The sequence below is a fragment of the Mycobacterium sp. genome (assembly GCF_025965855.1).
Lineage (GTDB): Bacteria > Actinomycetota > Actinomycetes > Mycobacteriales > Mycobacteriaceae > Mycobacterium.
In genome coordinates, this window is sequence record NZ_JAOPWB010000160.1 from 20,129 (window position 1) to 32,056 (window position 11,928).

Below are 11,928 nucleotides of genomic sequence, written 5' to 3' on the forward strand. Positions count from 1 at the left end.
AAAATCCTTGCAATCTGTGTTCAAACTCTGATTCTTAACCATGAGGCTTGAGCGCCTCAGCGCTGCCGATCCACCAGTCAGCGAAGTAGGCGAGGAACTCTATCGGCTCGACTGTTCAGCCTTGCCGGTCAGGTCGAATCGCAAGCCCGAATCAGGTTGCGCTGGCGCTTGCTGTGCATCAGCAGCGTATTCTCGACCTTTGAATTTCGAATCGATATCAAACAGACGGCGTCGCCCCACGCCGCACATCTACACGTGACTGCACAGTCTCACCGGCGACGCCTCGCCCGCGCGACGCTGACCCAGAGGCGCGTGCGCTGCCAGGGCATGGTGGGCAGCACCGGATGCGGTTCCGGTGGGTGCGGAGTCTCCGGCGGGTGAATGTCCTGGGCGGCATTGACATTGGTGTGAAAGCTACAGGGTGTCGTCGCCGTCACGCCACAGCGTGCCGACGCTGTGGTGATGGGCGTCGCGCAGTGTCTCGGTGATGGCCTGCGTCAGTATCGGATGCGGGCTGATCTCGATGAAGGTGGCATTATGCTTCCCCGCGGTCGCGATGGCTTCGGAGAACCGCACCGGCTGGCGCATATTGGCCACCCAGTAATCGGCGTCGAGCACCGGGGTGGTTGCGGCATCGGTCACCGTGGAGATAAACGGCAGCACCAGCTTCTTGGGAGCTACATCGGCCAGCGCCGCCCGCAGTTCAGGCAGGATTGGATCCATCAAGGCGGTATGCGAGGCGACCTCCATGTTCAACCGTCGGGCAAATCGGTTTTGCTGCCGGGCTTCGACGATCACCGCATCCACTTGCGCAGGCGGTCCGGCGATTACGGTTTGGCGCGGCGAGGAAAATCCGGCCACAGCTACCCCCGGATACTCAGCGATCAGTGCCGCAGTCGTTGCGGGATCAAGCTTCAGCGACGCCACCGCGCCCTGCCCGGCAAGCCGAGCCATCAACCGCGACCGGGCCGCGATCACACGCAACCCCTGCACCGGCGTCAGCGCCCCGGCCACCACCGCGGCGGTGACCTCCCCCATCGAATGCCCAACCACCGCGTCGGGGACCATCCCGTAGGAGCGCCACAACTCGGTGAGTGCCAACTGCAGGCCCATCAATACCGGCTGCACCCGCGCATCCCCGACCACCGGTGCCCCATCAGCCAGCACCCGCTGCAGCGAAAATCCCACTTGCTCAACGAAAATCGGCTCCAACCAGGCCACCGCCATCGCGAACTCCAGCTCGTCGGCCAACAACCGACGGCCCATCCCCGCCCACTGCGAGCCCTGGCCGGAATACACAAAAACCGTTCCCGATCCGCATGGCCCCTCATGCGGGCCCGCCACGCCTTCGGCCGGCCGTCCCGCCGCCAATGCCGCCAACCCGGCCACCGCCTGGGCGCGGTCGCGCGCACAAACGGTGGCAAAGCGGGAATGCCGGGCCCGATGATGGTTGAGCGTGTGGGCCACGTCAGCGAGCCCTACCTGAGCACCCTCACCAGTCATCCACTTAGCCAGCACTCCGGCCAGCGTCGCAATGCACTCCGACGTCCTACCGAAGAGCACCAGCGTGCTCACCGGCGAATCTGGTTCCGGCACAAAGGATACGTCGCGAAACATCATGGTCATGCCGTCGAGCTTGAACGACTGAATTCGGCCCCGTGGTAATGCTCCCCGCGGGCTGCGCGCCGGAATTTGCCTTTTGCGTCGGGCAGGTCGTGTTCGCATTCGAAACCTCAACCACGGTTGACCCCTTATCGTTAAGTGATTTCCCGTTCTGGCAGGCCCCTTGTCGACGCCAGTGACGAAGGTCGTTGTGTTCGACGGCCGTCTGGCAAGTACCGAACGGCGCCAGCGCCTGCCCGACGAGCGAGTTTTCGGCAAGCGCCAAAGATCAACCCGTGGGAAAATTTGGTAGAGCTGAACGAATCCACGTCGTAATCGATGAGCGTCGAACCGGCCAAGCCCTCTCGAACAGCTGTCATGCGCGGAAGCCTATGGTTGCTTGGGCCGGGGTGGTGGCGCGATTCATCCGAGTCGAGTGGTGAGCGTGCCAAGACCGAGTAGTGGCCCGACCAGTGGTTGCATTTACGTTCGCGACCGGGGTTTCTGCACATGAGGTCGTGATTTGCTCGGGCGGCTGGCCTATTGACGAGACCCGGAAGTACGCCGCGAACCCGACTGTGAACCATCCTGAGCGCAGCAGGTCACCGAATGCTTTATAGCGGACCGTTTTTCGTTGTACGAATGGCGTTCGCCTGGCGAGGGGAAGAACCGCTACCGGAAGACTCAGCCGGTCGCGGGGTGGTCGTGACGCTTGTTGCGCAACGCCTCGGTCGTAACGTCCAGATAACGTCCTGTGGCCAGCGAATCCCGGCTCATTAGGTGGACGAGTTGGTCGCGATTGTTGATGCCTAGTTTGGTAAAGATGCGGTAGAGGTGTCCCTCCACCGTCCGCACGGAAATAAACAACCGATCTGCGATCTGACGGTTTGACAAACCGGCCACCACCAGCATCACGATCTGGCGCTCGCGGCCGCTGAACGGTAGCGGGCGCGCTGCGGCCTCCAGCGCCGGCGTACGCAATCCGCATTGGCTGGCCAGACCATAGGCCCAGGTCGAGGACTCGACTTCCTTGCCGCGATCGCCCCGGCGGGCATGTTCGCCCGCCGCCTGAGCCGACGCGTCGGCGGCAAGAGCCACTGCACCGAGTTCCGTGAACCGGCGTGCCGCAGCATCGAGCAGACCGCCGTCGTGGCGGGCCAGGCCGCGGCCATGCATAGCGACCGCTTCCGCCAACGGAGTGTTCAGCGTTCCGGCGAGCTCCTCTAGCCGCGCGGCGTGCGCACGGTCACCGAAGCGGGTAGCTGTATAACGTGCGGGCATCTCCACCGCATACATCCCGGCTTCTTGCGCAATCTGTGCCGCTTGCAGCGCATGCACCCGGGCGGCCGCCGTTTCGCCGGCGGACGCCCGCTCCCAGGCCCGGGCAAGCTCTAGTTCCGGCAAGAACACCGCCACCTGCGGTCCGTACGCTTCCTCCGCGATGCGCAACGCAGCCGCGGCCGCCTGACTGTCTCCCCGCGCGCCTTCGGCCTGGGCGTGCCGAGCGGCCACCAGCGCCAACCAAGGCGACGGAAAACCTCGGGAAGACAGCTCCGAGATCGAATGGGTGAATGCGTCGCACGCAGACGACAGCTCCCCCCGGGCCACCTGCAGGAGCCCGAGCATCGCTTCCACCATCGCCTCCGCTGTAGGCACACCTGCGGCCATCGCCGCGTAACGCGTGCACAGCCGCTCCGCCGCCGGGTAGTCACCGGCGGCCGTCGCCACCATCACCTCGGCCAGCCCGATGGCGAATCGCTGCGGTCGCTCTTTGCACAGCTCAGCCGCGCGCAACCCGGCATCAGCTATGCGTTGAACATCGCCAAACCGCCCGGCGGCCGCCAGCGCACTCGCAGTCGGGACGGCTGCCCAAACGGCCGCGATCGGCGGTACGTCGGACGCACAAAAACTCGGCCCGGTTTCCACCGTCGTCGCTACATCGCCGCAGAAGTACGCAATCGTCAACTCCAGGGCGTCGATAACGACACCGATAGTGGCGTCGGACGGAACACGGCTTCTCACGTCGGTCAGCGCACTCAGCGCTTCTTCAATGCGCCCGCGCACCCAAAACAGGTTCGCTGCGCGCAGACAGCCCCACCGCGCGATCAGCCACTTGCCGGCATCATCGAGGTCGGCGTCGAGACAGACGGCTTCGGCCTCGTCGCCGCGCCCCTGCCAACTCAACGCCTCAGCAAGCACCATTGCGGCCTGCAGACCGCCACCGCGATCGAGGGCGAATTGAGCCAGTTCCTCTCCGAGTACGACGTTCGACATCGCCACCGCGTCCGCCGCTGCCGCGATGACCACATCGGGGTCCGGCTCCAAGTCGCTTCGCATTGTGAACTGTGCCAACCTGATTCGGCCGCGCGGGTCGGGCGAGCATGGGCGCCGCCCCCCTGCGTTCAGGTACTTCTGAAAAGCCTGTGCCAATATGCCGTTGAGTTGCCGCGAACGCACCACGCCGGCATGCTGCAGTGCCACTTCACCGATGACAGGGTGGTTCAACTGCGCCAGTGGGTGTGATCCGTCGGCGACCAACTGGATGATGCCACGGCGCTCGAGGCGTGCAGCCGCGTCGGCATCACAGACTCCCCGCAGGATCTCCCAGTCCAGCAGCTCAGCAGTGGCCAAGACCTCAACGACTTCCAGCTCCTCTGGGGAGAGGGATCGCAGCCGGAACACCAGAAGGTCGTAGAGTTCGCGATCTGCGTGCAGCGGACCCCGAACCTGCCAGGCGCCTTCCGCCCAGACCACGACCCCGCTGTCCCGACTCGCGCTCAGCAAGCCGCGCAATAGCAAGGAATTTCCAGCGCTTCGGGCGTACAACTCGTCGATCAATCGGGGCTCAACGGCGCCGCCCAGAAACGCGCCGGCGAGCACCCTGGTTTGCTCGCGGGTCAACGGGTCGATATGGACGGTCAGCAACAGCCGCTCTTTCAACAGCGCAGTCACGGCGTCGAGAACCGGCTCGCGCAACCCGATCGTCACGATCAACCTTGCACTGCGGCTGGCGGCAAGCTGATTCACAAGCGTGGCCGACAACGGATCGAGCAGCTGCGCGTCGTCGACCACGACCACTAAGTTTTTGTCCCGGCCCAGGGTTTTATGCGCAGCGGCCAGCATCATGGCCGGTTCGTGCGCCACCTCCAGGGTCACCGCGCGAGAAAACGCGCCCAGCGGCACGGCGCTACCCGTTTGGGTGCCCAAAGCAAAACGCACCGTCCGCCCGGCCGACTCGGCCGTCTTTGCCAGCATGCGGGCCAATGTCGATTTGCCCACTCCGCTGTCGCCGACCAACGCGGCCCCTTGGAACTCCGCGTCGTTGAGTGCCGCCAGCGCCTGACGGAACTCCGCGACGCGTTCCACCACAGGCCAACTACTTTCCCGCTGCACAGGGGGCGTACCTCCTGACCCCTACCGAGGTCATGTCAGGGCCCTTGCGTGTGGGTAGGCGGCGGTGGAACCGCCAGATCGACGGTCTCCCCCGCCGTTCTTTGTCTAAGATACCCGAAAACAAGCGCTTTCAAGCAAATGCATTTTCATACCTCCCACTGAACATCTGTGCAATTGCACGGCTAGGTTGTGCAGGCACTTCGCAAGCTAGCGGACCCGTCAAGACATGACTCCAGCAAACGTTTAAGGCGCCGCGGATGTGGTGCGGGCCGCCGACCGTCACCTCGGCGTTGTTGGCTGCGCGACGCCGCTATCGGCCCACAGGTTCCATGGCCGAGGGCGTAACGTACCGCAGCTGTCTACAGTTCCACCCCGAGTAGCGCATCAACCGCGGTCGCCACCAGAGTCGGCGCCCCGGCGTCGTGGCCGCCGTACTCGAGCGCGTCGGTCGCCCAACCATCAAGTGCGGCAATGGCTTTCGGCGTATCGAGATCATCGGCCAGATACCGGCGCATCCGGGCGATGACGTCGGTCGCGTCGGGGGCGGCGGGCAGGGCGGTCGCGACGCGCCAGCGCCGCAGCCGCTCGGTCGCCTCGTCGAGCACTTGCCGGCTCCAAAACCGGTCCGCGCGGTAGTGCCCGGCCAGCAGGCCCAGCCGGATGGCCGCCGGCTCGGCGCCTTGCGCGCGCAACGCCGACACCAGCACCAGGTTGCCGCGGCTCTTGGACATCTTGTGCCCGTCCCAGCCGATCATCCCGGCGTGCACATAGTGCCGGGCGAATCGCCGCTCGCCGCGCACGCATTCGGCGTGGGCGGCGGTGAATTCGTGATGCGGAAAGATCAGGTCGCTGCCGCCGCCCTGGATATCCAGGCCGCTGCCGATGCGGCTGAGCGCGATCGCCGCGCACTCGACGTGCCAGCCGGGCCTGCCGGCACCGAACGGCGAGGGCCAGCTGGGCTCGCCCGGCCGCGCGGCCCGCCACAACAGGGCGTCGAGCTCGTCGGTCTTGCCGGGGCGGCGCGGGTCGCCGCCGCGCTCGGCGAACAGCGCCAGCATGGTCTCCCGGTCATAGCCGGACTCGTAGCCGAACTGCATGGTGGCGTCCGCCCGGTAGTAGACGTCCGGGTATTCGTCATCGAGGACGTACGCCGCTCCCGACGCCAGCATCTTCTCGACGAGTTCGACCACTTCGGCAATCGCCTCGGTCACCCCGACATACTCCCGCGGCGCAAGTATGCGCAGCGCCGTCATGTCCTCGCGGAAGAGGGCGACCTCGCGCTCGCCCAGCTCTCGCCAGTCGACGCCGTCGCGCTCGGCGCGCTCCAGCAAGGGATCATCGATGTCGGTGACGTTCTGCACGTAGTGCACGTCGTGACCCAGGTCCAGCCACTGCCGATGCACCAGGTCGAAGGCCAGGTAGGTGGCCGCGTGACCCAGGTGGGTCGCGTCGTAAGGGGTGATCCCGCAGACGTACATCGTGGCTTTCGACCCGGCCGCCACCGGGCGCACCTGCCGGTCGGAGGTGTCATACAGCCGCAGCTCCGGGCCGCGCCCCGGCACCACCGGAACCTGTGCGGAAGACCACGCCTGCATAACGTCGACTCTAAACGCGCGCGAGATCAGCGAAATTCCTGGCTGATGGCGCCGAGCAGGATCGGCGCCAGCTCGGCGCGGCACATGACGAAGTCGGGCAGGTACGGGTCGAGCTGGTTGTAGCGCAGCGGCGAGCCGTCGAGCCGCGACGCGTGCATGCCGGCGGCCATCACCACCCCGGCCGGGGCCGCGGAGTCCCACTCCCACTGGCCTCCAGCGTGCACGTAGGCGTCGACATCGCCGTCCACGACGGCCATCGCCTTGGCGCCCGCCGAACCGATCGCCACGGGCTGAATGTGCAGCGTCTGGCGCATGCGGTAGAGGACCGCGGGTGGCCGGGTGGCGCTGATGGCGATCCGGATGGTCCCGGGAACGCCGGCGCGTGCGGCGCCGGCGGTCACGGTGTCGCTGCGGTACACCGCGTTGCCGCGGGCGGGCAAGGAGACGGCCGCGTCGGTGATCTCGCGCTGGCCGTCGGTTGGGTCGCCGGTGGGACGTTGCCACAGCGCGATGTGCACCGCCCAGTCGTCGCGGCCCGGCGTGGAGAACTCGCGGGTGCCGTCCAGCGGATCGATGATCCACACCCGGTCGTGATTCACCCGGGAAAGATCGTCGTAGGCTTCCTCGCTGAGCACCGCGTCACCGGGCCGCTCGGCCCGCAGCCGGCGCAGGATAAGGGCGTTCGCCAGGCTGTCCCCCGCGTCGCCCAGCGCCCAGGGATGGCCGAAACCGATCTCCTCGCGCACCTTGAGCAGCAGCTCCCCCGCGTCCGCGGCGAGATCGGCGGCCAGGGCGGCATCGGTCAGATCTGACAGGTCCTCCGCGCCGTTGGTCACCGGTTCAGTATCGCCGACGACGACGGCCGCCCTAGAAAGCCGGCCACGGAATGGGGCGGTGCCGGTTGGGTCCGGGCATGACCGGGTTGTCCAGCAGCGCGTGCGCGCGCCTGCGCAGCGCGGCGATTTCCGCCCGGGTGATCTGGCCGGCCAATTCGTCGCCCAGCGAGCCGGCGAGGGCCTCGGCGAGCCCGGCGACGGCCTCGCACGTCTCGTCGTCGACTGGCTTTCCCGCCCAGCCCCACAGCACGGTGCGCAGCTTGTTCTCCACGTGCAGGCACACGCCGTGGTCGACCCCGTACACCCGGCCGTCGATGCCGAACAGGATGTGGCCGCCCTTGCGGTCGGCGTTGTTGATCAGGACGTCGAACACCGCCATCCGCCGCAACCGGATGTCGTCGGCGTGCATCAGGATCACCTCGTCGCCGGCGTAGTCGTAGGCCCGCAGCACCGGCAGGTAGCCCGGCTGCAGCTTGTTGGCGGGAAACAGGTCGATCAGGTCCGGACCCGGCGCCGCATCGCGGTCGGCCGCGTCACCGGGTTGCTGCACCCACAGCTGCAGCATGCCCGGACCCGCCGGCCCGTCGCGAATCACCGTGTAGGGCACGATGTTCCACCCCAGCTGCGTCGACACGAGGTACGCGCCGAGTTCGCGACCGGCCAGGGTCCCGTCCGGAAAATCCCATAGCGGCGCCTCACCGGAGATCGGTTTGTAGACGCAGTGCACGCTGAACTCGCCGAGCGTCGACTCGCACAGGAAGGTGGCGTTGCTTGCTGAGCGGATGCGTCCGAGGACCGTCAGCTCGCCGTCCCGCAGCACCTCACGCTCGTCGTTATGCGCGTTATTCCGTGGGGTCATCGTCGGGCCCGAGCAGCGCGCTGCGCTTATAGCCGTTGGTGCGCGCGCAGATGTGGCCCTCGGGGTCCAACGGTTCGTCGCACAGTGGGCACGGCGGACGGCCGGCCGAGATGACGCGGTTGGAGCGGGTGGCGAACTGGCGTGCCGACTCCGGCGTCAAGAACACCCGCACCGCGTCGGGACCCTCCTCGGTGTCGTCGAGCACGACCGAGGCGTCGAACTCGGCGTCGGTGACGGCCAGCAACTCGACCACCACCGTCTGCGCCTCCGAATCCCAGCCGAGGCCCATGGTCCCGACCCGAAACTCCGCATCGACGGGTGTGATCAAAGGGTTGAGGTCGTCGATCTCGGAGGGCTCGGGAGGAACCGGCGTTCCGAACCTCCGGTTCACCTCGAGCAGCAGCGCACCGATGCGTTCCGCGAGCACCGCGACCTGTTGCTTCTCCAAAATCACCGACACCACCCGCGAATCGCCCACGGCCTGTATGTAAAACGTGCGATTTCCGGGCTGACCAACGGTCCCGGCCACGAAGCGGTCGGGCGTGCGGAAGACGTGAATTGCGCGGGCCATGGCACCTCCAAAATACCGGCTGTTGCCGTCGCCGTGCGATTCGATTGCCCCGCTCCGCCTGTTTCAAGCGGAATCAATCAGTGGAGCCGCCGACCACCGCGTCACTCGTCGGCACGGCTTGGGCCGGCTCGGTGTGCGACTCCCCCTTTGACTCACCGTGAGCCTCATCATCCTTGGACTCGCCCTTCGGCGGCGGCCCGGCTCGCAGCGCGGCGGACAGCCGCGCGCCGGTGTGGTTGACGTGCAACACGAATGGCCGCAGCGGGGTGTAGCGGATGACGGTCACCGACCCCGGGTCGGCGGTGATGCGCTGGAACCCGTCCAGGTGCATGCCGTACGCGTCGGCGACGACGGACTTGATGACGTCGCCGTGGGTGCAGGCCACCCAGAGCGCGTCGCCGCCATGTTCTCCGCCATGTTCCGCGGCCAGCCGCCGGTCGTGCCCGCGGATGGCCGCGACCGCGCGCGACTGCACTTGCGCCAGGCCCTCGCCGCCGGGGAACACCGCCGCGCTGGGATGGGCCTGGACCACCCGCCACAACGGCTCTTTCGTCAGCTCGCCGATTTTGCGGCCGGTCCAGTCGCCGTAGTCCACCTCGGCGAGCTCCTCGTCGATCAGCGGCTCGAGGCACAGCGCTTCGGCGAGCGGCTCGACGGTGCGCCGGCAGCGCAGCAGCGGCGAGCTGACCACGGCACGGATCGGCAGGTCGCCGATCCGGTCGATCAGTCCGGCGGCCTGCTCGCGCCCCTTGTCGTCGAGGTCGACGCCTTCGGAGCGTCCGGCCAGAGTGCCGGCGGTGTTCGAGGTGGAGCGGCCGTGCCTGAGCAGGATGACGGTCACGACGACGACCGTACTCGGTACGGGTGGGCGCGTTGAGGCGTGACTACTCCGATGGTGGCGACCCGCAGCGCCCGGCTACGCCGCGCTTGCGATCGCCACTAGCGGGAGACCGGCACCGCGTGCGCGATCGAGTCGCGTACCGCGGCGGTCAGGCTGCGCTCGTCGGTGAGGTCGATCTCGACCAGGCCGCGGACCGCCCTGGCCACCACGTCCTCGGCCTGCGGAACGGGGCCCGCGAGGCGTGGCCGGTAAATTTCGACGACGAGCGATCGGTGCTCAATATGGAAGGAGAAACTGCGCCCATCACCGAGTTGTCCGTACCCGCTGGCAAAGATCCCCGTCGAGATATCCTCGACAGCAAACTCATTGTCTGCGAGATGCCGGTCAACGATGACGGTCATAACGCGACGATACCTCTCCAGTCCGACCCGATGCAGGCAACATGGCCACATTGGATGCGAAACCGTTCCCTAAAATTTGACTTTCACGTTGGTGACGCGAGGGAAAATAATTGCCGCAACGACATAGCGGAAGACCATGCGCAGTTCAACGCTGTTTTGTTGGCCTGCTGTCTTTGCTGACCTTGAGCACGGTTAGCGCGGGTTGCTCCCGCAATCCGCTCGATAGCGCGCCCCCCACGATAGAACCGGCCCAGGCGGCCGTCTCACCTCCGGTGTCCCAGAACCCGGCCGGTGTAGTGCGACCGCTGGCCGGCCACCCCGCGGCGGCGATGTTCGACGGCAACGCTCACCAGCTCGCCGTCCTGGTTCCCGGCGCCGACCCGGCGGCGCCCGCCATCCTCGCCGAGTTCGGTGATGCGCACCTCGCGCCGCGGGTGATCCCGCTGCCGGGTCCGGCGACCGCGTTGACCGGCGACGGCCGCGGCACGGCCTACCTGGCCACCCGGGGTGGCTACTTCGCGGTCGACCTATCCTCCGGCCACGCGGCACAGGTCACGGTCGCCGACGCCGAGCAGGCCGACTTCACCGCGATCGCCCAACGGGCCGACGGCAGGCTGGTGCTGGGCAGCGCGGACGGCGCCGTCTACGCCCTTACCTCCCAGACACCGACCAGCGCGACCGTAGGCAGCCGGAACAAGATCTTCGCACGCGTGGATGCCCTTGTCGCGCAAGGGAATACGACGGTGGTTCTGGACCGGGGCCAGTCCTCGGTGACGACGATCCGCGCCGACGGCCACGTCGAACAGGCCCTGCGGGCCGGGGACGGCGCGACCACCCTGGCCGCCGATCCGCTGGACCGCGTCCTGGTCGCCGACACCCGCGGCGGGCAGCTGCTGGTGTACGGCTGTTGTTCGCCGCGGACCCCGCTGATCCTGCGGCAGGCCTACCCGGTGCGGCAGTCCCCATACGGCCTGGCCGGTTCCCGCGAGCTGGCCTGGGTGTCCCTCACCGCCTCGAACGTCGTCATTGGTTACGATCTGTCAACCGGAATTCCCGTCGAAAGGGTGCGATACCCAACCGTGCAGCAACCCAACTCGCTGGCTTTTGACGAAGCGTCGGGCACCTTGTACGTGGTGTCGGGGTCGGGTGCGGGCGTCCAGATCATCGAGCACGCGGCGGGCACCCCGTGACGAGCCGCTCCGCGCCACGGTGGAGTCGGCTGCCGGCGGGCTGGGAAGCGGAGATGTCCGACGAATACGAATGGATACCGCTGCGCCTGCCGCCCGAAGTGACGCGGGTCAGCGCGTCGACCCGGCTGTCCATCGAGGCCGAATATCGCGGCTGGGAGCTCACGCGGGTGCGGCTCTACACCGACGGCAGCCGACGGGTGTTGTTGCGCCGCAAGAAATCTCGTCTGAACAACCGGCGGCCCGATCAGCCGGAATTGTGATGTACCGGCTTACCCGCCGGCTGTTGTTCTTAATCCCGCCCGAGCGCATCCACACGCTGGTGTTCGCGGCGCTGCGCGGCACCACGTCCGTCGCCGTGACGCGGCGATTGCTGCACCGACGGCTCGCCCCGACCGATCCGGTGCTGGCCAGCACCGTGTTCGGGGTGCGTTTCCCGGGGCCGCTGGGGCTGGCCGCCGGCTTCGACAAGGACGGCAAGGGGCTGCTCACCTGGGGCGCACTGGGTTTCGGGTATGCCGAGGTGGGCACGGTCACGGCGCAGCCCCAGCCCGGCAACCCCGGCCCGCGCCTTTTCCGGTTGCCCGCCGACCGGGCCCTGCTGAACCGGATGGGGTTCAACAATCGCGGCGCCGGCGCGCTC

9 protein-coding genes and 2 pseudogenes are annotated in these 11,928 nt (G+C 67.3%); 3 read left to right on the top strand and 8 right to left on the bottom strand.

Annotated elements, in window-relative coordinates; all coding sequences use genetic code 11:
* Nucleotides 1–296 precede the first annotated feature (296 nt).
* The 8 genes and pseudogenes from JWP83_RS12715 to JWP83_RS12750 form a co-directional block, all read right to left on the bottom strand.
* A pseudogene (locus JWP83_RS12715) lies at nt 297–1,581 on the bottom strand (acyltransferase domain-containing protein); the annotation flags it as partial.
* 705 nt (nt 1,582–2,286) lie between these two features.
* Complete coding sequence (locus JWP83_RS12720; protein ID WP_297730330.1) at nt 2,287–4,968, bottom strand: LuxR C-terminal-related transcriptional regulator; 2,682 nt, start codon at nt 4,966–4,968, stop codon at nt 2,287–2,289.
* A gap of 386 nt (nt 4,969–5,354) precedes the next feature.
* On the bottom strand, nt 5,355–6,590 hold the full coding sequence (gene mshC / locus JWP83_RS12725; RefSeq protein WP_297730311.1) for a cysteine--1-D-myo-inosityl 2-amino-2-deoxy-alpha-D-glucopyranoside ligase: 1,236 nt from the start codon (nt 6,588–6,590) through the stop codon (nt 5,355–5,357).
* A gap of 26 nt (nt 6,591–6,616) precedes the next feature.
* Nucleotides 6,617–7,426, bottom strand: a complete 810-nt coding sequence (locus tag JWP83_RS12730) for an inositol monophosphatase family protein (RefSeq protein ID WP_297730314.1) — start codon at nt 7,424–7,426, stop codon at nt 6,617–6,619.
* Between the two features lie 31 nt (nt 7,427–7,457).
* Complete coding sequence (locus JWP83_RS12735) at nt 7,458–8,285, bottom strand: SCO1664 family protein (RefSeq protein WP_367185634.1); 828 nt, start codon at nt 8,283–8,285, stop codon at nt 7,458–7,460.
* Entirely contained in the window at nt 8,269–8,856 is a 588-nt protein-coding gene (locus JWP83_RS12740; RefSeq protein ID WP_297730316.1) for a DUF3090 domain-containing protein, read from the bottom strand. The genes JWP83_RS12735 and JWP83_RS12740 overlap by 17 nt, the downstream gene beginning before the upstream one ends.
* Nucleotides 8,857–8,929: 73 nt before the next feature.
* The gene (locus JWP83_RS12745; RefSeq protein WP_297730318.1) at nt 8,930–9,697 is read right to left on the bottom strand and encodes a histidine phosphatase family protein; all 768 of its coding nucleotides are present in this window, start codon (nt 9,695–9,697) and stop codon (nt 8,930–8,932) included.
* A gap of 98 nt (nt 9,698–9,795) precedes the next feature.
* Nucleotides 9,796–10,098, bottom strand: a complete 303-nt coding sequence (locus tag JWP83_RS12750; protein WP_297730320.1) for a hypothetical protein — start codon at nt 10,096–10,098, stop codon at nt 9,796–9,798.
* Between the two features lie 110 nt (nt 10,099–10,208).
* Here JWP83_RS12750 and JWP83_RS12755 point away from each other — a divergent pair, with 110 nt between their 5' ends.
* The 3 genes and pseudogenes from JWP83_RS12755 to JWP83_RS12765 form a co-directional block, all read left to right on the top strand.
* Nucleotides 10,209–11,288 carry a hypothetical protein gene (locus JWP83_RS12755; protein ID WP_297730322.1) on the top strand — a complete coding sequence of 360 codons (1,080 nt, stop codon included), beginning with the start codon at nt 10,209–10,211 and terminating at the stop codon, nt 11,286–11,288.
* Between the two features lie 53 nt (nt 11,289–11,341).
* Nucleotides 11,342–11,548, top strand: coding sequence for a DUF5703 family protein (locus JWP83_RS12760; protein WP_297730325.1), 207 nt, complete (start codon nt 11,342–11,344; stop codon nt 11,546–11,548).
* A pseudogene (locus JWP83_RS12765) lies at nt 11,548–11,928 on the top strand (dihydroorotate dehydrogenase (quinone)); the annotation flags it as partial. The gene JWP83_RS12760 and the pseudogene JWP83_RS12765, both read left to right, overlap by 1 nt.